Origin of the sequence: Exiguobacterium sp. UBA3491 (assembly GCF_002377745.1) — a bacterium.
GTDB lineage: Bacteria > Bacillota > Bacilli > Exiguobacteriales > Exiguobacteriaceae > Exiguobacterium_A.
Genome location: NZ_DFQK01000010.1, coordinates 60,964 through 81,707, shown reverse-complemented (window position 1 = coordinate 81,707; position 20,744 = coordinate 60,964). Strand labels below are relative to the sequence as shown.

Sequence of the window (20,744 nt, the reverse complement as noted above, 5' to 3'; positions counted from 1 at the left end):
ATGATTGGAATAATAAAGTGCAAGCTGATTACTCAGCTACTTTAACCATACTCGGACGAATCACACGATCGTGCAATTTGTACCCTTTTTGAAATTCAGCGATGACGACGCCTGATTCGTGTTCTTCGCTCGCTTCTTGAACGACCGCTTGGTGTAAGTTCGGATCGAACGCTTCACCGACAGCTGGAATCTCGACGACGCCTTCATTTTGAAGCGTTTCGACGAGTTGACGTTTTACCATCTCGACACCCGTCAAGACAGATTTCGTCTCCTCGTTTTCCGTCTCGATTTGGAGCGCCCGGTCCAAGTTATCGACGAGTGGCAACAGCTTTTCGACAATCGCTTGTGAAGAATACTTCGCGCGGTTCTCTGCTTCGACACGGTTACGACGCTTGAAGTTCTCAAAATCCGCACGGAGGCGTAATTCTGAAGCTTTTGCTTCTGCGAGTTGTGCTTCGAAGTCTGGCTTCTCGTCTTCGACGAGATCCGCTTGGGTGACTTCTTCTTCTGTGACTTCGACGGTTTCAGTCGGCTCTGTCACGTTTTCTTCTTGTTGGAGGTTTTGATTCTGTTCTTTTTCTTCCACTCTGAATCGAGCCCCTTTCTATATTCAATCCAAATTGTTCTTATGCAATTCGGTTTGGAATGCTTGAAGTAGATGGATGATCGAGTTGATTCCCCGGTTGTAATCCATCCGTTTCGGTCCGATCAATGCCAGTGTCCCAATTGAGACACCGTCGACCGAATAATGGGCCCGGATGACGCTACAATCTTTTAATGCATCCATATTGTTCTCACTCCCGATCGTAATCAAGATTTGATTATCGAGATTCGGTCGTAGGAAATCGAGAACAGCTTCTTGCTGTTCGATCAGTTCGAGAACAGGTCTTAATTTTGCGACGTCCTGAAATTCAGGCTGATCGAACATGTTGGCTTTCCCGCCCAAATAAATGAACGGTCGCTCCTCTTGATCCGTCAAGACGAGATCAAGTGCTTTCGAGAGCAATACCGTCTGCTCAGAATGCTCTGAACGGAAGCGACGGATTTCCTCAAGCAGACGACTGCGTAAGGCTGAGAGCGGCGTACCGCGCAACGTCTGGTTCAGACGTTCCATCAGTCGGCTCGCTGCTTCCTGGGACAACGCTTGATTCAATTGCAATGTCTTGTGTTCAACATGTCCCGTCTCCGTGACGAGAACGATGACGACACGACCTTCGGCAAGAGGAATCAATTCTAGATGATGCAGGCGTTGTCCGTCTTCTTTTGGTCCAAGTACAAGTGTCGTGTAATGGGTTAAATCACTCAACAGGTCTGCTGTGTGCCGAATCAACCGATCATTCTCATTCACGGAATGGGCAAAGAGTGACTTCAATGCCTGTGCTTCTTTTGGTGTGATGTTTTCCGGACGAATCAGATGGTCGACATAAAAACGATATCCGAGTTCAGAAGGAATCCGTCCTGCGGAAGTGTGTGGCTTTTCAATCAGACCCATCTCTTCGAGGTCCGCCATCTCGTTACGAATGGTCGCGGAACTGAACGTCACGTCGTCTCGTTTTGAGAGCGTCCGTGAGCCGACGGGTTGAGCAGTCTTGATATAATCATCGACGATTGCACGTAAAATCAACAATTGACGATCCGTCAGCACCTTCTTCACCACCTTATTTTGTTAGCACTCACTTTTAACGAGTGCTAATTACATCTTTTACTATAAGGAATTGTCCGCCCGATGTCAACTGAATTACGTGTCCCTTTGAACAGTTTCCCATTCTGCGATACAGTGAAACAAAGAATGGAAAGGATGAATCGGATGATTGAATTATTGGCAATGGCGGGAGTCTTTGTCTGGCTGTTCATCGCGGTCATCGGAACGACTGCGTATTTTTTAAGGAAGTCGAAAAAATGAGAGAAGCGGTGTTCCACATTTGGGAAACACCGCTTCTCTCATTTTCATTGATTTCAGTTACTCTTATGTCATTGTACTTGCGCTTCGCCGATGAACTCTGCAAAGACTTCGTTCGCTAGCGGAATTCCGGCTGGCGTCAAACGGATATGTGTCTCCGTCTGCTCGACGAGACCGTTTGGCAACAACCGTTTCATGACGTCACCAAATACATCTTCAAACGCTACTCCATACTTCGTCCGGAAACGCTCGAACGATACGCCATCCTTCATTCGAAGGCCGAGGAACATCTCTTCTTCCATCCGCTCAACGTTCGTCAACGGCGTCTCTTTTCGAACCGGTAACCCTTCTGCCTTGATATAGTGCGGAATCGGTGCAATGTTCGCACGACGCGTCTGATTGATGTAGCTATGTGAGCCTGCACCAAATCCGTAGTACTCATCGTTTTCCCAGTAGACGCGATTATGACGACTCTCTTTTCCTGCTTGCGCGAAGTTCGAGATCTCATACTGTGCATAACCACCTGCTTCGATCGTATCGATCATCACTTGATACATCTCTGCCTCGAGATCTTGCGTCGGTAGCGGTAGCTTTCCTTTTCGCTCTTGAATCGCAAAGACCGTATGCGGTTCTAAAATCAATGAATAAGAAGAGATATGGGTGATCGGCAATTGAAGTGCCCGCGTGACATCGTAGCGGACCTGATCGAGCGTCTGATTCGGTAATCCGAACATCAAATCAACGGAGATATTATTAAATCGTTTCGCTGCTGCGTCGAGCGTCTGGGCGACTTTCGCTTCCCGGTGCGTTCGACCGATGCGTTCGAGCAAACCATCGTCAAACGATTGGACACCGAAACTGACACGATTGACACCACCTGTCTTCATAATATCAAGTTTCTCTTCCGATACACCGTCCGGATTCGACTCGACCGTGTACTCTAAATCATCGCCTGTCAGTGGCAATAAGTGTCTCTGGATGATTTCCATCAAACGTTGCATCTGTGGTTCATTTAAAGCAGTTGGTGTTCCGCCACCGATGAAGATCGTCTCGAGATGGTCCGTCGGGTATTGTTTCAACGTCAATTCGATTTCGCGTTCGAGGGCATCGAGGTATTCATCGACGGGCTGATTCTTTAAAAAGACTTTATTGAAATCACAGTAGTAACAAATATGTTCACAAAAAGGGATGTGGACATATGCGGCGCGTATTCCCATTTCGCCTCATCCTTTCTCTATAAAAACCAAAAAGGGGACGCAAGCGCCCCCCACCTGTTTAATCTTCGTCCATGGATAGAACGGACATGAAGGCTTCTTGCGGTACCTCTACTGAGCCTACCATCTTCATGCGTTTCTTACCTTCTTTTTGCTTCTCGAGCAACTTCCGTTTCCGAGAGATGTCTCCCCCGTAACATTTTGCGAGAACGTTCTTACGTAATGCTTTGATCGTCGAACGCGCGACGATCTTCGTTCCGACTGCTGCCTGAATCGGCACTTCGAACTGCATCCGCGGAATCAATTCCTTCAGCTTATCAACGATGACCTTTCCACGTTCGTACGCGAAGTCACGGTGAACGATGAAGCTAAGCGCATCGACGTTTTCGTTATTAAGAAGGATATCCATCTTGACGAGACGCGACTGTTGGTAGCCAATCAATTCATAATCAAGTGACGCATATCCTTTTGTACTCGATTTCAACTGATCAAAGAAATCGTAGACGATCTCAGACAACGGCAATTCATACGTGATTTTGACGCGTGTCGTATCGATATATTGCATATCGACGAATGTTCCACGCTTCTTCTGACACAACTCCATGATCGCACCGACGTAATCATTCGGTGTCATGACGGCAGCCTTGACGAATGGTTCTTCAATGAATTCGACTTTTTGCTGATCCGGCATCTTCGATGGGTTATCGACATGCAAGACTTCACCTGCTGTCGTCGTCACGTGGTAGATAACGGACGGTGCCGTCGTGATCATATCGATGTTGAACTCACGTTCGATCCGCTCCTGAATGATTTCCATGTGGAGCATCCCGAGGAATCCACAACGGAATCCGAATCCGAGCGCTTGTGATGTCTCTGGTTCGAATTCGAGCGCTGCGTCACTGAGTTGTAGTTTTTCAAGTGCTTCTCGTAAATCATTGTATTTCGCAGCATCGATTGGATAGAGTCCACAGTATACCATTGGATTCATCTTCCGGTATCCTGGCAGTGCTTCAGTAGCTGGCTGTTTCGCGAGCGTAATCGTATCCCCGACACGTACGTCGCCGACCGTTTTGATCGAAGCAGACAACGTCCCAACATCACCGACTGTCAATTCTTGCTGACGTAATGGTTTTGGTGTCGCAACGGCAAGCTCCAGAACCTCAAAGTCCTTACCTGTCGACATCATCCGAATCTTGTCGCCGACCTTAACTGTTCCGTTGACGATTCGAATCGATGCTACGACACCACGGTAAGCGTCATAATAGGAGTCAAAGATCAATGCTTCGAGTGGTGCAGACGGATCACCCGTCGGCGCTGGTACTTTCTCGACGATTTGTTCGAGAATTTCTTCAATGCCGATCCCTGCCTTCGCAGAAGTCGGAACGGCTTCAGACGCATCAAGCCCGATGACATCTTCGATTTCTTGACGGACGCGTTCGACATCCGCAGAAGGTAAATCGATTTTGTTGATGATCGGAAGGATTTCGAGATCGTTGTCGAGTGCTAAGTAAACATTCGCAAGCGTCTGCGCTTCGATGCCTTGCGCCGCATCGACGACGAGGACAGCTCCTTCACAAGCTGCAAGTGAACGTGAGACTTCATATGTGAAGTCGACGTGTCCCGGTGTATCGATGAGGTGAAGAATGTAATCTTCCCCGTCTTTTGCTGTATACTTCAATTGAACAGCATTCAGTTTAATCGTGATGCCACGCTCACGTTCGAGCTCCATGGCATCAAGTGTCTGATCTTTCATTTCACGCGATGTCAGCGCGCCAGTTTTTTCTAAAATCCGGTCAGCGAGTGTCGACTTCCCGTGATCGATATGGGCAATGATCGAGAAGTTACGAATACTCTTCTGCCGCTTTAAACGGTCTTCATTCGTCATGTTTAGAGTCACCTTACCTTATTTTCAAACGTACATACGGTTCATTATACCAAAAAGCGCTTCACTGTACTATCTCGTTTTGCTTTACCCGAAAAACAAAATGTGAAGATTCCCTAGACGTCGTATTGCTTTTAAGAAAAACGTTTGCTACAATTGTGTTTGTTCTGTTGAACGATAACTGCAGATATGCGAATATAAATCTCGAATGAGTTTTATTGGAGGTGAATCATCCATGGCTAACATTAAATCAGCAATCAAACGCGTTAAAACAGCTGAAAAACGCCGCGTCGCTAACGTACAACGTAAATCGGCAATGCGTTCAGCGATTAAAGCAGTCGAAACTTTCGCAGCTGAAGGTAACAAAGACCAAGCGGTCCTTGCTTTCGCTACAGCTTCTAAAAAAATCGACAAAGCTGCTGCTAAAGGTCTCATCCACAGCAACAAAGCTGGTCGTGACAAATCACGTCTCGCTAAACTCGTAAACGCACTTTAATTCTTTCCGAAGAATACGGTGATGGGTCGCCACTAGGAGGTATCTCCAGTGGCGATTTTTTTATATGATGTGAAATGGCGGACGAAGGACTCGTGTGAAACGATTCCTTCGTCCGCCATTTGTTGTCCTATTTGTCGTTTAGACGGTCGATCATGACATAGTGAAGACCGATTCCTTCAATCATGAAAGGCTCTCCGACGCGCTCTAGTCCAAGACGCTCATAAAAAGGAAGTGCCGTAATGCGGGCGTTACACCACCAAGCTGTCACTTGTCGTTCTTCCAAGAGACGACGGGCTTCTTCAATCAGCGCCCGACCATACCCTTCACCACGCACTTGTTCACTCGACGCCATTCCACGCAGCTGGTATGTCGCTCCTGGCGCTTGTGCATGTGATTGTTCCGAGAAACTACCGATCGCGACGATTTGTTGTGCTTTTATCCCGCCGAGATGAAACGTCGAGGCACGCGCATCGTCTGGATAAACACACGCTTCACGTGGTTGATGCGGACGCAACACTTCATGCCGTAATGGGATGACTTCTTCTGCTGTAATGAGCTGGACTTTCATGTTTGATTTCCTCCTCTTATAACGTCGCTAAGCGAACGATCAACGCATCAAATAAAATCTTCTTATCACCGCGCCCCGTCTTCATGCCTTCATCCGTCGTCGTGATGGCGATGAGTGCTTGCTCGAGCTGCGCAAACGTAAACCGCTTCGCAGACTGTAATGCCAATTTGATCGCATAGGGATGAGCTCCGACTTTTGATGCGATTTGTCGTTCTCCGTACCCTTGTTCTGCTAATCGTTTCGATAACAGCATCATCCGGTATTGGCGTGCCATCAGTCCAAGAAGTGCCAACACTTCCTGTCCTTGTTTTTCTAGGTCGCGAATCAAGCGGATTGCCGGTTCGAGTTGACGCTTCATCAAGTAGTCCGTTAATTGAAAGACGTTGTCCTCTAATGTCCGCGGAACCAACAAATCGACATCCTCGATTTCGATCGTCGGGCGATCTCCTGCGAACAACATCAACTTCTCCAGTTCGTGCGCTAATGTCCCCCACATCTCAGCAGTCAAGAAAATGAGTCGCTCGATTGCCGGACGTTCCATCCGATATCCTTTGTCGTTAACAGCATCCAGAACGAAGCGGAACAACTCTTCGGTCGTCGGTTTTTTTGCCTCTAGTAACGTCGCGCGCTCCTTCAATCGTTTGACGACGGTTTTTCGTTCATCGAGCTTTTCTGCTTCGACGATCAAGACAACGACCGCGTAGTCTGCCGGTTGTAGGATATAATCTGCTAACCGTTCGAGGTTATGTTGTTTTTTATCTTTCGCTCCTGTCAGAAACGTTGCCGGTTTTGCAACGACGACACGGTAGTCGCTTAAAAAGGGTACCGTTTCCGCTTCATCGAGTACTGCATCAAGCGGTTGGTCGTTCAAATCGATTTTCATATAATCAAAGCGTTCTCCGTCTGGCAGAGCCGCTTTCACGATTTCACGTTCCCATTCTTCTAACAAGTGTCGTTCTGTTCCATATAATAAGTATAAATTCGTTAATTTTCCGTTGACGAGCCAAGGAGTTTTCATCATTCCCACCACATTTCACAGTTTGTTCTTAACTTCATCATAGATAATCCTCTTTTATTCCGCTATACTAGAAGCGGAATCTATTAAGGGGGAATGCAGCATGGCACATTCAGTACGCCCACCAAGTGAAAACGCGTTCGAGAACGATATTCAATCAAAACGCAACGATGCGCTCGACTCTGCCGTTGGTTTTGGTGCATCATTCGGCTTCTTCGCAGTCTTGTTCATCATCGGTGTCGCAATTAAGTTCTTAAGTCTATAATCAGTAAAACAGCAACCTTGGGGGGTTGCTGTTTTTTTATTTTATCATAGGTTCACAGCCCGCTGAAGAACAAGTTACACTCCCATCCTCATCCGTTCGAAAGACGATCCGATTTGTTCCGATTCGTTCGAGGACGTCCGGATGCGGATGCCCGTATCGATTTTTTCGCCCGACTGACAAGATGACAATCTTCGGATTCGTCTTTTGCAAGAGTTCTTCACCGGTCGATGTGTTCGAACCATGATGTCCTGCTTTTAGAATATCGATTGGACCAATCGTTAACTCGTCCTCGATTGCTAGTCCAGCGTCACCCGTCAGTAAAACACGTTGCTTGGCGATCTGCGCAAGTAATATGATAGACCGATCGTTCTCTTCTTCTTTTCGTTCAGTCGGTGCAAGCACTTGCAACCAAGGACGAATCGTTTGCCCCTTTTGTACGAACTCGACACGTGTCCCAGTTGCTTCGATCGAACGAATCAAAGCGTTTCGCTTCTCATCCGTGTTGTCATACGCCCCTAAATAAATGGTTTTCACGCGAACTTGACGCAGTAATCCTAGCAGTCCACCGACGTGATCATGATCAGCATGCGTCACGATGAGACCGTCGATTTCTGCTTCTCCTCGTGTGAATAAAAAGGGCGCGACGATATGACTACCCGGATCAAACGGACGGAGCAGTGGATGCGTCGTTTGTTGATAAACACCACCTGTGTCTACGACGAACGTCTCTCCTGCTTTCTCAAGTACGATACTATCCCCTTGTCCAACATCTAAAAACGTGATTTGTTCAGGTACGCGCCACTCCGTGTAGCCCCATGCCGTAAGTAAAAGAATCAGCGGGAGAGCATGCCCCCACCATCTCCGCTCAGCAATGAACCATGCGATTCCTGTTCCGACAACGACGATTGTCAAGACGATCGGAGAAAATGCTGGAACGGCAACCATTGCTAGCGGCAGATCCTCCGCCAGTCGTAACGCTTGATCCATCCATTGAATCGCGTACTGATGCGCGATCTGAAACGTTGAACGAATCGGTAAGAATGGGAGGGTCGCAAGAATGAACGATCCCGGCAGAATCACCCATTCAATCCAGCTACCAATCAATAGGTTTAACAATGGCGACCAAATTGAAACCGTTGTCTGTTCAATCCCCTGTAAAAAGAGGAGGGTTCCAAACTGTGCCCAAGCACTGATCAGCAGCCAGTTCCAAGGACGACGAACCGAACCCATGAGTCGTCTCGACAGCACAAGAAACAGCGTCAGCCCGACCGTCAATTGAAATCCGATATCGTAAATGACAGTTGGTTGAATCGCTAATTGAAAAGCCGCGACCCCCGCAATGACCTCGATCGGATCTAACGGTTTGTGGAAACGACGACCGAGCAACAGAATGATCGCGACAAGCACAGCCCGAGTGACTGGAGGACTCCACTCCGTCAACCATCCGTAAATCGGCAGTAAGATCAGAACGATATCAAGTCGTTTTTCTTTTGTCATTCTGATTTTTCGTAAGACATACAGCAGACTAAATACTAAAAAAGCGATATGTGATCCTGAGATGACGATTGCATGTAATAAGCCGAATTTCTTAAACCGTTCGAGCGTCACTTGATCCATTAGTCGATCCTCACCAAACACAAGCGCTTCGACGTAGAATGCTTGCTTTTGTGGTAACAATTCTTCGATCCGTTTTAGCCATACTTCACGTACCCGTCTTCCTTCTGCCTCATACCCAGGTGTCCGATGACAGGAATCAAATGAACGGACTTCCCACTTTCCAGCGTAACGATGTGTATGCATGAATTGCTGTTCATCAAACCCTCCCGCATTCGATTGTTGGCGGACATCGAGCGGTTCCGTATTTATGCGACAGGAGTGCCCGATTCGTTCGTATCCCGTCTCTTCTTCTGCAATCGTTGCCGTCAATAGAATCGATTGACCGTTACTCTCTGCCTCATAACGAATTCGATCTCCATTACGCTTCCCTGACAAGATGTCAACAGACGAGACGTCGTGCAGTTCAGGTGACAGATGACCCATTCCGATGAATAGACAACTCAGAATGAACAAGAAGAAAAGACGACCGATTGAAAAAGACCATGACTTCATGATCGCAAAGAGCATCAGGAACACTAACCACCAGATCGATTCTTTGATGGCGACAATGAATAAAAGGACGAACAGCGCATGAAGTGGCATCAGTAGACGATCAGGTAGGATTTAAGCGATTCTAACGTCTTTTCCCCAAAGCCCTTCACATCGCCGAGTGATTCATACGTCGCAAATCCTCCCTTCTCCTCACGGTAGGCCAAGATCGCTTCTGCTTTGGCAGGACCGATTCCCGGAACCTCCATCAATTGTTCCGCCGTTGCCGCATTGAGGTCAATCAATCCTTTCGGTATCTCTGCTTTTGAGCGTTTCGTTGGTTTCGGCTGATCTTTCGTCTTTTTTACCGGCACGATGACTTCCTGTCCATCAATGAGGCGTGCCGCGAGATTCATTTGTCGAATGTCAGATTTCGCAGTCGTCTTTGCTTTTTCGATTGCATCCTTCACTCGATCACCGAGGTGGAATTGATAGGGTCCAGGTGCTTCTACCGCCCCTTTCACATCGACCATGATGAGTTTGTCACGAATCGAGGTATCCTTTTCTGCTGGCTCTGCTTTTGCCTCTTGTTGTTTATCCGTTAAGGACGGTTGATCGACCATCGCTTCATTCGAACAAGAGGGTAATGGTACGAACAATAAAATGATGAGTAGTAGGACGACGACGAGACCTGCGATCTGTTGTAAACGTGGAACGGTCAAGACGAATCCCTCCTTTTCCTACGACTCTAACAGGTCGCTACGGACTTCAGGAAACGAAGGAATACGTACTAACCACTCTTTTACAACACGATACGGTATGTTATGTCGGATGAAGGTCATATCATCCATACCGTTACTTTGAATTAGCCTCTGTTTGACGAACAAAAAATCCGTCTCCTTCAAGCAACACGAACGTGTATCGCTTAAAGAAGACGGATGAGATCACTTTTACATTTTTTCAGCAACGAAGAAAATCCGCTCGGCTGTCTCAGAAGGAGCATCCGGTCCAAAATCGCCAGTGACCGCGAGAACCCGGAATCCTGCGTCGCGTAACCATGTTACGTATTGTGCTGGAGGATACGTCCGCTGATGATGCGTTTCATCGACACGCTCATAACGACCGTCCTCCTCCTCGATGAAGAAAGTCAGCTCATGGACGACAGAAAGCGGTGCTTCACCAGGATCCGCGAACCAGATATATGAACTTTGCTCCGCATGTGTCGCGTACGTCTTTCCATTGAACAACGTCTCCATCTTGTAAGGAGAGTGTGTATCAAACAAAAGACGTCCACCCTCTTTGAGGATTCCTGAAACATGTGTAAACGTCTGTCTGACATCCTCTTCCGTCCGGAGATAATTCAAGGAGTCGCATAGGATCGTCACGGCATCGACAGGTGTCGGCAATTCGATTTCGCGCATGTCTTGCGCCCAGAATTGAATAGTCAATCCCTCTTCCATCGCTTTTTCCTGTGCGACTTCGAGCATCTCTTCCGATAAATCGATCCCGAGCATCTCATAGTGTGCCGCTAATGCAAGCGTCGCCGTACCCGTTCCACATCCGATATCAGCAATCGTACTTCCAATCGGAACGTATGCTTTGACCCAGTCAACCCATTGATCGTAAGGGACGTCTTGCATCAATTCATCATAGATGTAGGCGAACTGTTCGTATGCCATTAGTTGACCTCGACTTCAACCTTTGGAGCATCTGCCCATAGTTTTTCGAGGTTATAGTAATCACGATCGTCACGGTGGAAGACATGAACAACGACGTTTTCAAGATCCGCCAACACCCAACGTGCCGCATCGAATCCTTCGAGGCGTTTGATCGGCAGGTTATGTTCGTGCGCGACTTCTTTGAGTTCACGCGCGATCGCCTGTACTTGTTTTTCTGAATTTCCTTCACAGATGACGAAATAGTCGGCAACTGGTGAGATGCTCGACATATTCAGGACGACGATATCTTCAGCACGTTTATCGTCGATGGCATTTACGATTAATTGTAATTCTTGTTCGACTGTCATAGGACGGTCCCCTTTCGTTTGGCCGCGACGAAGGCATTATAGGTCTCAATCGTTCGCGGAAAGATGATAGCTTGTTTCGTACATAAAAAATGAATCGTCTGACTGAGTGTTGCGATGACGGCGTCCGTCAAATCCTGCTCGGCTACTTCACGAAGTGCTTCGACACCCGAATAACTACGATTCGGCTCAATCGCATCCGCCACGAAGATGATTTGATCAAGTAACGGCATACCAGGTGCCCCTGTTGTATGATTCGCGATGGCTTGATAAATCACGTCTGAATCAAGACCAAGTTCTCGACGCACAAGCTCCGCACCCACTGGCGCATGAAGTAGTTCGTCATCATAGTCGAGTAAGATCCGTTGATTCAATTCAACGGCAATCGAACGCATCTCATTCGTATCGCGGTATTTTGCATAATCATGGAGCATGGCAGCAAGTGTTGCTTCTTCTTCGTCAACACCATATTTAAGAGCCAAGTGTCGTGCCGTCTCGACGACACCTAACGTATGCACATAGCGTCGCTCAGGCAATGTGTTTTCAATGATTTGACGTGCTTCTTCAAGGCGCATATAGATTCCACTCCTCAATCCGTTGTCGAACGGCTTCCGGTACAAGATAGCGAATGCTCCGTCCGCTCGCGACCCGTTGCCGGATATCCGTCGAAGAAATTTCTAACAATGGCATATCGACCGCTTTCACACGGGCACCACGCGGAATCAGATACCGACTGCCCGGTCGAGCGACAGCACCAAAGACGACTTCCTCGTATAACCGTTCGGCTTGATACCACGTATCGAGACTCACGAGTGAATCTGCGCCGATTAGAAACAGAAACTCATGCTCCGGGTATCGGTGCTTGAGTGCACGAATCGTATCATACGTATAGGAAGGTTCTTTTCGCTCAAATTCAATCGCAGAGACAGAGAAGGCAGGGTTCAATGCAATTGCTTCTTCTACAAGACGGAGACGCTTAGTTGCGTCTGTGACAGTACGTTGTTTATGCGGTGGTACATTCGCTGGTAAAAACCAGACCGCATCAAGTTCGAGTTGTTCCTGCGCTTGTTCGGCAATCAGGAGATGACCGATATGCGGAGGGTCGAACGTTCCGCCCATCAGTCCGATTTTCATCGTGGCAATTCGAGCGTCTTGTTCTCTTTTGATTCTTTATAGAGAACGATGACTTTTCCGATGACTTGAACGAGTTCAGCATTCGTTCCTGCGACGAGTTCTTGTGCGACATCCTTTGGTGCGTCCGCACAATTTTGTAGTACTTGTACTTTCAAGAGTTCCCGTTTTTCAAGGGCATCCATCAAATCAGCACACATCGCTTCGCCGACTCCATTTTTACCGACTTGGAAAATCGGGTTTAGATCGTGAGCTGTCGCGCGTAAAAAACGTTTTTGTTTACCTGTTAACATGATTAAAACTCCTCCAATTGCTTTCGTATCACCTGCTCGCCGAGTGCGAGATCAGGTGCTTGTCCGGTGAAGCGTTCAAATGCTTCAGCCGCTTGTAAGACGAACATCGGGACGCCGTCGAGTGTGTCGAGACCTTTTTCAGTCGCTTCACGCAATAGACGGGTCGGCGTCGGTCGATAAATAATATCACAAATCAAAGCGTTCGTCTCTGTCAATTCGATCGGACGTGCTTCGACATGTGGCGCCATCCCGACAGAAGTCGTATTGATGATGACATCGTAACTCGTTAAATCAAATGTTTCGTGCCATGGCAAAACGTGTGTTCCGAATTCATCGGCAACCACCCTAGAGCGTTCTTCTGTGCGGTTCGTGAGCGTCACATCTCCCGGTAGCGCAGCAATGATTCCTCGCGCTGCACCGCCCGCACCAAGGACAAGTGTCTTTTGAAATGACGGACGACGTTCTGTCAACGCACGGACGAATCCGATTCCATCTGTATTCGCACCAATCAACTGCCCATTCTTCCAGTATACCGTGTTGACGGCGCCCGCTTTTTGAGCTGCCGGCTCCAGCCGATCCAGGAACGGAATGATTGCTGTCTTATGGGGAATCGTCACATTGATTCCATCTAGCTGATGTGTACGTAATTTTGTAATGATTCGTGGCAATTCATGCTCCGTTACATCGATAAGGTCATAACAGCCGAAAAGCCCAGCCGCTTCCAGCCAAGCTGTATGCAGCTCAGGTGAAAGTGAATGGGCAATCGGATGACCGATGACGGCAAAGCGCATCAGACGAGCGCCTCACGTAAGGATACAGCGACACCTTTCGGGGCGTAAGCAGCGACACGTCCACCTTTTCCGTGAACCGCAACCCACCCGAGTCCACTGAAGACGATATCCGTCTTCATGTTATCGCGGAGGCTGAATTCATGACGGACAAGCGGCGGTAGCATCTCACGCGTCTTTTCGTTTGGCGGAGACAACAGCTCACCGTTGTGGTTCGCGTATAAATCGTCTGCCTTTTCAAGCTTCGTCCGGTGAACTTTCAATTCGTTCGACATGTAGATGACGAATGAACGCTTGTTCCCTTCCATATAGTCCAATCGTGCAAGACCTCCGAAGAAGAGTGTCTGTTGCGGATGGATTTGGAAGACTTGTGGCTTGATCTCTTTTTTCGGTGTAATCAGCTTCAAGTCCTTTGCATCAACATAGTGAGCCATCTGGTGATGATTAATGATCCCCGGTGTATCATACAGGTTACAGTTATCGTCGAGTGGGATGTCGATCAAGTCGAGTGTCGTTCCTGGGAAGTGACTGACCGTGATGACGGCTTCATCTTCTTCACCGAAGCGTTTGATGACTTGGTTGATCAGTGTCGATTTCCCGACATTTGTACAACCAACGACATAGACGTCGCGGCCTTTTCGATAATAATCGATTTTTTCAGCGAGTTCATCGACTCCGTGCCCCTTTTTCGCACTGATCAGATGAACGTCGACTGGACGTAATCCAAGTTCTTTCGATGCTTGACGCATCCAGTTCATGAGACGGTTCGGGTTGAGTGACTTCGGTAATAAATCGGCTTTGTTCCCGACGAGTAAGACATCGTTTTTACCGACGAACCGATGTAATCCCGGTAACCAGCTTCCATTAAAATCGAAGATATCAACGATTTTAACGACAAGTGCATCTTTTTGACCGATTCCGTCTAAGATTTTAACGAAATCATCGTCCGATAACGATACATCTTGAATTTGATTGTAGTGCTTTAATTTAAAGCAACGTTGGCAAATGACCATTTCACGATCAAGTGCGGATTTAGGTGCGTATCCTGGTGCTTTCGTGTCTTCCGTTTGAATGGCGACACCACAACCAGCGCAGTGGATTTCTTCGATCATATTATGTTGAGCCGCATGCGGGAACGATATCCCTTCTCTTTTCACCGTAGCGCCCTGCTCGCTACTCCAAGAGCGTAACTTCCGACCTCTCGCCGTACATGTTGCGACTGCTGCCTTCCCTTTCATCTACCGATCTGACAGGGTTATTGTTGCTTATCCTGACGAAGTGTTTCGATCGGATGCTCCAGTGCAGAAGGATCTTCCTTGACGCGTTGTGTCAATTTATAGATTCCTTTGCGTTTCATCCGGCGGAAAATGACACGTTCCATCAGGCGATTGAATTTCGTGACGACACCGTCCGTCTTAACGACAGGTTGAACGTGGATGACTTCGATTCCAACGGAGTTTGCACCGAGTACATCCGTGAAGAGTTGGTCTCCTAAGAAGACGACTTCTTTCGCGTGATAGCCGAATTCCGTCAATGCCCGTTTAAACCCGATAGGAAGCGGTTTTCGAGCAGGCGCAATATAATGCAGTCCGAGTGGATCCGCGAACTTCTTGACGCGGTCTCCGTTATTGTTCGATACGATGATGACGTCAAAACCATATTGATTATTCACCATATCCAGCCAAGCAACCAATTCGTCTGGAGCATCTGCGATATTCCATGCGACGAGCGTATTATCAAGATCGGTCAAAATAGCTTTGACACCGTTTCGTTTGAGCATTTCAAGGTCGATATCGTAGATCGAAGCCACGAAATGTTTCGGATAAAGTCGTTTGAACAAGAATAAAACCTCCAGATAATGGTCTAGCTCTATAGTTAAGTTTAAGAAACAGTTATGCTCTTATCGTTCGATTATAGCACAATCAGGTAGCAAGAGCGACGCACAAAAGAAAACGGAAGGCGAACCTCCCGTTTTCTTAATAATACCGAATCCACAAATAGAGTTGGGATAGGATCAACGTCACAATCGTGATCGGTGCTCCGTAAATCAAAAAGCGCATATAGGTGAATTTTTCACCTTGTCGTGTCGCAAGACCCGCGACGATGACGTTTGCCGATGCACCGATCAATGTCCCGTTACCACCGAGACATGCACCGAGTGCGAGGGACCACCATAAAACATCCACTTTCGCATCTGCTGGTGTAAGTCCGATCCCAGCAGCGACATCATTGATGAGCGGGATCATTGTCGCAACGAACGGAATGTTATCGATCGTCGCACTCGCGATACCGGACAACCAAAGAACAGCAGTTGCTGTCGTCTGAATGTCACCGCCTGTCAGATCAATCGTCTTCTCCGCAAGATATCGAATGATACCTGCTTCCTGAATTCCACCAACAAGTACAAATAGTCCGGCGAAGAAAAAAATCGTAGTCCATTCAACACGCGCAAAGATTCCTTCCAGCTGATGATCGTTTTCAATCGTTAGCAACATCAGGACGGTCGCTCCAAGAATTGCGATCGCTGGTGCTTCGAGATGTAGTCCGATTCGATCAAGCATCGGATGCAACACGAAGAGTGCAATCGTACTAACGAGTACGACACTACTCCGCGTGACGAGTTTTCGACTGACAATATAACTCTTTTCATCGATTTCCATCAATTTTTGTCGATCTTCTGCCTCGACGTGCAGTTGCTTCCGGAAGACGAAGTACAGAATGCCGATCGTCACGACCGTAATGATCAGGATGATCGGTGCAAGATTCAGCAAAAAGGCATTGAACGTCAAATGTGGATTCGCGGCACCGATCATGATGTTCGGTGGGTCGCCAATCAAGGTCGCCGTCCCACCGATGTTCGCAAATAATACTTCGGCGAGCAAGAACGGAAACGGCGCGATTTTAAGTATCTTTGTAATCGAGAAAGTGATCGGAACGATCAATAAGACTGTCGTGACGTTATCCAAAAATGCAGATCCAAGTGCCGTCAATGCGGATAATAGAATCAACACTTTGATTGGGTCTCCTTTTGTTGTCTTCGCCGCACGAATCGCAATATATTCAAATAATCCAGATTGATTGGCAATCGTAACGAGAATCATCATCCCAATTAATAAGACGATTGTTCCCCACTCGATGTATTCAAATAATGCAGTCTCGAGATCCACAATGCCGACGATGACCATCGCGAGCGCTCCAAGCAAGGCGACGATCGCCCGACTTACTTTTTCACTGATGATGAAGCCATAGGTCACTAAAAAAATGATGAGTGCGATATACGTTTGGACCTGTGTACTTCCGATTTCTGCTAATGCCAGTGCCGGCATGATTCAATCCTCCTAAACGTAAGGAGACGCCCAAAACGGGCGTCTCGCTTTCATGAATGCCATTGTCCGAGGCGTTGCCCCATTAAAACTGGTCCGATTGCTTGACTGTCTAACGTCAATGCGTCCTTCGGACAAATCAGGACGACCGTCGAACCGAATGAGAAGTATCCAAACTCATCCCCGCGACGAAGGTCCTTCGACTCGTTCGTCCGAACGATCGAGTTGACGTTCAGTGCGCCGACCATGACATGTTCAAGTGCATGTTTTCCTTGGACGATACGTGTCACGCGACGATAATTCCGTGTCAATGGACGAAGCGCATGTGTGAGACCGATCTCATTCACCGGTGCCGAATCCCGACCGAGCGTATAACTGGTCCGGACCGTTCCGTCCATCGGTACATGGACACGGTGGTAGTTTTGCGGACTCAAGTAAAAGATCATCACACGTCCCCCGACATATTGCTGTGCTTCATGATGGGAACCGAGTAACTCGGATACCGTATACGATTGTCCTTTGACGGTAAAGCGGCTATCAGCCGTCAAGTCGTCAACGACAGACAATATACCGTCACACGGACTGACGAATGCGCCTTCTGATTGATCAATTGGTCGCATTTCCGGTTTGACATGACGAATGAAAACGTCATGTAAACTCGAATACGCTTCTAAATTCCGAGTCGCTTCTGCCATATTCAAATCATATGCCCGAACGAACGGACCGATGAACGGACGACTGATACGGCTCATCGCAAAACGTTTCAGTTGTTTGGCAACAAGCGGGTGTCCATTTAACTCGAACACGCGAGAGTAGAACCATTTTTTAATCATTGAGATCACCGGATGATTCTTCTTTTGAATCCTTTACTTCTTTTCCAGCAAAGAACTCTTTGTAGCTGTCTTCTGTTTGTTCACCAGCTACCCGTCCGACTTCCTTACCGTCTTTAAAGTGAACGACAGTCGGTGTACCCTCGATGCCAAACGTATCCCAAGCCGTCTGTTCGACAGCAAGATCGATCTGTTCGAACGGAATGTCTTGTTTTTCACCAAGCGGAACAAGATATGGTTTTACTTTTTCGCAGTGCACGCATCCCGTTTGATAGAAATACGTATAGAATTCGTCACCGGATTTTACTTTATCTGCGACTTGTGTAGCTGTTAGATTGCCATTCTTCGATGCGGAATCATCACGATCCGTGAAGACGAGCAGTAATCCTCCAACCAATACGATCAAGGCGATGACTCCCGCTGTAATCCAGTTCGCCTTGGATTGCGGTTTTTTCGTGTTTTTTCGTTTCGACTTCTTTGACACGTCTATCCCTCCGTCATTCTGGTATAAGCCATTTTTTCTGAATCATTATAGCATGACCATTCGCAAGAATCGTATCGATTTGCAAAGCGTCATCAATCAGTAACAGATCAGCACGTTCTCCGGTCGCTATCCGCCCACCCGAAACGCCATATGCATCCGCGACATGCCGCGTGATCGTCGAGATTGCCTGATCAAAAGCAACACCACGCTCTACTGCATCGCGCACGGCTTGCATCAAGGAAGATGGTTTTCCTGTATCGATTCGCACTAATCGACCTGCATCATCAAACGCCGGAAGACTTGCGCCAGCGTCGCTCGACATCGTGATCTGCTCGAGTGGGATTCCCGCTGCTACAGCCCGGGCGACAGCCTGTCCTGCTGGAATCTCGCCTTCCGCAATGAAGCTTTCCGTCGTACACGTCGTGAAATCGATTCGTCCGCCCTGTTTCGCCCAAGCGAGTCCCGCCTCAAAAATCCGTTCACTTCGATTGATGTGCGTCGGGAGAAATTGCCCTATTGGAATATCAGTCGTTTCAATCACTTCATGTAATAAATCAAGCCCTTGTTTCCCGTCTCCGATGTGGACGTTCATCGTTCCCGACACGCCTTTGACCATGCCGGCGATTCGAGCCTCTGATGCTAACCGCGCGAGTTCATGGGCAGTCGGCTGTGTCGATCGGTGATCATTGATGGCAATCTCTCCGATGCCAATCACTTCATTGATGAGGACGATATCATGCCCTGTCGAATGTGTCAGGAAGACGGGTGGCACCATGTAACTTCCGCTCAAGAGAAAGGGACGAATACCGAATGCGGCATATCCTCGTATGTGTGCCAGTAGATCAATTCCGGTTCGCGTCCAGCCATCTGTTCCGAGCAATCCGACGACTGTCGTGACACCGCCTTCGAATATGTCACGAACAGTCAACGGAGCCGTTCGTGTCGCAAATCCGCCTTCCCCTCCTCCACCAATTGGATGTAAGTGTCCGTCGATGAAACCAGGAACTAGCCGTTTGCCGCGACCATCAATTCGGTGTGTAATCAGTGCTTCATCTATGGTGTAGGAACCGATTCCGATGATCTGATTTCCTGCTATGTAGACATTTTGCGGCATCTGTTGCCACATGACCTGTTCGATGACGATCATCGCTCATTTCTCCTTAAGACAAAAAGCGAGCCTATCGTCCAAGTGACGATATCTCGCTTTTCCTTATTCTGCCTTAGTCCCTTGACCAAGACCTAAATCTTCATTGACGGCATCGAGTGCGAAGACGACAAGTGAAGTGACGACAGACATCGCTGTCGCGAATCCAAAGCTATACGATACTGCATCAACCGCTGATACGATGAACACGGCTGTGTTCACGAGTAAGAATGACCAAAAGAATGTAACGAGAAAACGCATGATTTCCCCTCCGTTTCCATAACGTACTATAGAGTTATCCTACGATTTGTAGTATACCATTTTTTAATCTAAGCAACAGCTTTTCTCTAATTTTTTCAAGCGCTTTCTTTTCCTTGAAAAACTTACTCGTTTCATACGAAGGACAATCGCTTCATATGCTACAGTAGAATTAACGAAAAGAAAGCGGAGGATTTCATCATGACCCGTCACTTAATTGCTGTCGATCTCGACGGCACCCTTTTAAAGGATGATAAAACGATCAGTGTGGCGAACATCGCTGCGCTTCAACGTGCACGTGCAAACGGTCACGAAGTCGTCATTGCGACAGGACGACCGTTCCGTCACGCTCGAAAATATTACGAACAGCTTGGATTAACGACACCGATCGTTAATTTTAACGGTGGTCTCGTCCATCACCCGCAGAATGTTCATTTTGAAGTCCAGCACCATCCGATTCCACTCAAGACCGTCCAACATATTTTGGAATCCGTCGCTGAAACAAAGACACAAAATATCGTTTGTGAAGTCACGGATCATGTCTATTTTCAATACGATCCAGTCGGTATCTACGAATTTTATACCGATCATGCCTTGTCTGTCACAACAGGAGATTTACGAAAAGTACTTCTTCACGAACCAACGTCACTTTTGATTCATGCTAAAGGAGAACATGTCGATGAGATTCGTTCCGAACTATCTGGTGTCCATGCTGAGACAGTACTTAATCGTCAATGGGTGAAACCTGAATTCATGGTCGAAGTGATGCGAAAAGGTACAAGTAAGGCGGCCGGTCTTGCTCACATCGCGCATCATCTCGGGATTGATTCCCGACAGATCGTCGCGTTTGGTGATGAGGAAAATGATTTAGAGATGATCGAATATGCTGGACATGGTGTCGCGATGGGTAATGCCATCCCTGCGCTGAAACATCTGGCAAACGGCACGACGAAGCGAAACGAGGATGACGGGATCGCGTATTACTTGAGACACGTACTTGGACTCACATGAAAACAGATAAAGAGGCTGACTCAAAAAAGAATGA

The 20,744-nt window shown here is 47.6% G+C and carries 24 protein-coding genes; 3 read left to right on the top strand and 21 right to left on the bottom strand.

Annotated elements, in window-relative coordinates:
* Positions 1 to 28 precede the first annotated feature (28 nt).
* From grpE to lepA, 4 genes are all read right to left on the bottom strand, one after another.
* A complete protein-coding gene (gene grpE / locus B4F99_RS02640; RefSeq protein WP_290755120.1) occupies positions 29 to 586 on the bottom strand; it encodes a nucleotide exchange factor GrpE in 558 nt (185 codons plus the stop codon).
* Positions 587 to 610: 24 nt separating this feature from the next.
* A complete protein-coding gene (hrcA, locus tag B4F99_RS02635) occupies positions 611 to 1,645 on the bottom strand; it encodes a heat-inducible transcriptional repressor HrcA (RefSeq protein ID WP_035409289.1) in 1,035 nt (344 codons plus the stop codon).
* 326 nt (positions 1,646 to 1,971) lie between these two features.
* The gene (gene hemW, locus B4F99_RS02630) at positions 1,972 to 3,111 is read right to left on the bottom strand and encodes a radical SAM family heme chaperone HemW (RefSeq protein WP_290755189.1); all 1,140 of its coding nucleotides are present in this window, start codon (positions 3,109 to 3,111) and stop codon (positions 1,972 to 1,974) included.
* 64 nt (positions 3,112 to 3,175) lie between these two features.
* Positions 3,176 to 4,999: a translation elongation factor 4 gene (gene lepA, locus B4F99_RS02625; protein ID WP_214854783.1), complete on the bottom strand. Its 1,824-nt coding sequence runs from the start codon at positions 4,997 to 4,999 to the stop codon at positions 3,176 to 3,178.
* A gap of 232 nt (positions 5,000 to 5,231) precedes the next feature.
* Here lepA and rpsT point away from each other — a divergent pair, with 232 nt between their 5' ends.
* Positions 5,232 to 5,492, top strand: a complete 261-nt coding sequence (rpsT, locus tag B4F99_RS02620; protein WP_023467434.1) for a 30S ribosomal protein S20 — start codon at positions 5,232 to 5,234, stop codon at positions 5,490 to 5,492.
* A gap of 127 nt (positions 5,493 to 5,619) precedes the next feature.
* Here the strand turns inward: rpsT and B4F99_RS02615 are convergent, their stop codons facing one another.
* Both B4F99_RS02615 and holA read right to left on the bottom strand, forming a co-directional pair.
* Positions 5,620 to 6,060: a GNAT family N-acetyltransferase gene (locus B4F99_RS02615; protein ID WP_214854779.1), complete on the bottom strand. Its 441-nt coding sequence runs from the start codon at positions 6,058 to 6,060 to the stop codon at positions 5,620 to 5,622.
* A 16-nt stretch (positions 6,061 to 6,076) separates the two neighbouring features.
* Positions 6,077 to 7,078, bottom strand: coding sequence for a DNA polymerase III subunit delta (gene holA / locus B4F99_RS02610; protein WP_290755115.1), 1,002 nt, complete (start codon positions 7,076 to 7,078; stop codon positions 6,077 to 6,079).
* Positions 7,079 to 7,178: 100 nt separating this feature from the next.
* Between holA and B4F99_RS02605 the strand changes: the two genes are divergently transcribed.
* Positions 7,179 to 7,340, top strand: coding sequence for a YqzM family protein (locus tag B4F99_RS02605; protein ID WP_023467431.1), 162 nt, complete (start codon positions 7,179 to 7,181; stop codon positions 7,338 to 7,340).
* A 36-nt stretch (positions 7,341 to 7,376) separates the two neighbouring features.
* Here the strand turns inward: B4F99_RS02605 and B4F99_RS02600 are convergent, their stop codons facing one another.
* From B4F99_RS02600 to B4F99_RS02530, 15 genes are all read right to left on the bottom strand, one after another.
* Positions 7,377 to 9,539, bottom strand: a complete 2,163-nt coding sequence (locus B4F99_RS02600; protein ID WP_290755114.1) for a DNA internalization-related competence protein ComEC/Rec2 — start codon at positions 9,537 to 9,539, stop codon at positions 7,377 to 7,379.
* Positions 9,539 to 10,147, bottom strand: a complete 609-nt coding sequence (locus B4F99_RS02595; RefSeq protein ID WP_290755112.1) for a helix-hairpin-helix domain-containing protein — start codon at positions 10,145 to 10,147, stop codon at positions 9,539 to 9,541. The genes B4F99_RS02600 and B4F99_RS02595 overlap by 1 nt, the downstream gene beginning before the upstream one ends.
* Before the next feature lie 228 nt (positions 10,148 to 10,375).
* Positions 10,376 to 11,104, bottom strand: a complete 729-nt coding sequence (locus B4F99_RS02590) for a class I SAM-dependent DNA methyltransferase (protein WP_214854775.1) — start codon at positions 11,102 to 11,104, stop codon at positions 10,376 to 10,378.
* Positions 11,104 to 11,451, bottom strand: coding sequence for a ribosome silencing factor (rsfS, locus tag B4F99_RS02585; protein WP_023467427.1), 348 nt, complete (start codon positions 11,449 to 11,451; stop codon positions 11,104 to 11,106). The genes B4F99_RS02590 and rsfS overlap by 1 nt, the downstream gene beginning before the upstream one ends.
* A complete protein-coding gene (gene yqeK, locus B4F99_RS02580; RefSeq protein WP_035409306.1) occupies positions 11,448 to 12,023 on the bottom strand; it encodes a bis(5'-nucleosyl)-tetraphosphatase (symmetrical) YqeK in 576 nt (191 codons plus the stop codon). Before yqeK ends, rsfS begins: the two co-directional genes overlap by 4 nt.
* The gene (gene nadD / locus B4F99_RS02575; protein ID WP_290755109.1) at positions 12,013 to 12,582 is read right to left on the bottom strand and encodes a nicotinate-nucleotide adenylyltransferase; all 570 of its coding nucleotides are present in this window, start codon (positions 12,580 to 12,582) and stop codon (positions 12,013 to 12,015) included. Before nadD ends, yqeK begins: the two co-directional genes overlap by 11 nt.
* Positions 12,579 to 12,872, bottom strand: a complete 294-nt coding sequence (yhbY, locus tag B4F99_RS02570) for a ribosome assembly RNA-binding protein YhbY (RefSeq protein WP_023467424.1) — start codon at positions 12,870 to 12,872, stop codon at positions 12,579 to 12,581. The genes nadD and yhbY overlap by 4 nt, the downstream gene beginning before the upstream one ends.
* Positions 12,873 to 12,874: 2 nt before the next feature.
* A complete protein-coding gene (gene aroE, locus B4F99_RS02565; protein ID WP_214854769.1) occupies positions 12,875 to 13,663 on the bottom strand; it encodes a shikimate dehydrogenase in 789 nt (262 codons plus the stop codon).
* Positions 13,663 to 14,772 (bottom strand): ribosome biogenesis GTPase YqeH, encoded by a 1,110-nt coding sequence (gene yqeH / locus B4F99_RS02560; RefSeq protein ID WP_023467421.1) that lies wholly within the window; start codon positions 14,770 to 14,772, stop codon positions 13,663 to 13,665. Before yqeH ends, aroE begins: the two co-directional genes overlap by 1 nt.
* A gap of 143 nt (positions 14,773 to 14,915) precedes the next feature.
* Complete coding sequence (locus B4F99_RS02555) at positions 14,916 to 15,500, bottom strand: YqeG family HAD IIIA-type phosphatase (protein ID WP_023467420.1); 585 nt, start codon at positions 15,498 to 15,500, stop codon at positions 14,916 to 14,918.
* Positions 15,501 to 15,636: 136 nt separating this feature from the next.
* Entirely contained in the window at positions 15,637 to 16,986 is a 1,350-nt protein-coding gene (locus tag B4F99_RS02550) for an ArsB/NhaD family transporter (RefSeq protein WP_290755106.1), read from the bottom strand.
* Positions 16,987 to 17,036: 50 nt separating this feature from the next.
* Positions 17,037 to 17,816: a phosphatidylserine decarboxylase gene (locus B4F99_RS02545; protein ID WP_290755186.1), complete on the bottom strand. Its 780-nt coding sequence runs from the start codon at positions 17,814 to 17,816 to the stop codon at positions 17,037 to 17,039.
* Complete coding sequence (locus B4F99_RS02540; protein WP_290755104.1) at positions 17,809 to 18,297, bottom strand: thioredoxin family protein; 489 nt, start codon at positions 18,295 to 18,297, stop codon at positions 17,809 to 17,811. Before B4F99_RS02540 ends, B4F99_RS02545 begins: the two co-directional genes overlap by 8 nt.
* Positions 18,298 to 18,310: 13 nt before the next feature.
* Positions 18,311 to 19,444: a beta-aspartyl-peptidase gene (gene iadA / locus B4F99_RS02535; protein ID WP_290755102.1), complete on the bottom strand. Its 1,134-nt coding sequence runs from the start codon at positions 19,442 to 19,444 to the stop codon at positions 18,311 to 18,313.
* A gap of 63 nt (positions 19,445 to 19,507) precedes the next feature.
* Positions 19,508 to 19,702, bottom strand: a complete 195-nt coding sequence (locus B4F99_RS02530; protein WP_035409317.1) for a YjzD family protein — start codon at positions 19,700 to 19,702, stop codon at positions 19,508 to 19,510.
* 198 nt (positions 19,703 to 19,900) lie between these two features.
* Between B4F99_RS02530 and B4F99_RS02525 the strand changes: the two genes are divergently transcribed.
* Positions 19,901 to 20,710 carry a Cof-type HAD-IIB family hydrolase gene (locus tag B4F99_RS02525; RefSeq protein WP_290755100.1) on the top strand — a complete coding sequence of 270 codons (810 nt, stop codon included), beginning with the start codon at positions 19,901 to 19,903 and terminating at the stop codon, positions 20,708 to 20,710.
* Positions 20,711 to 20,744: the final 34 nt, after the last annotated feature.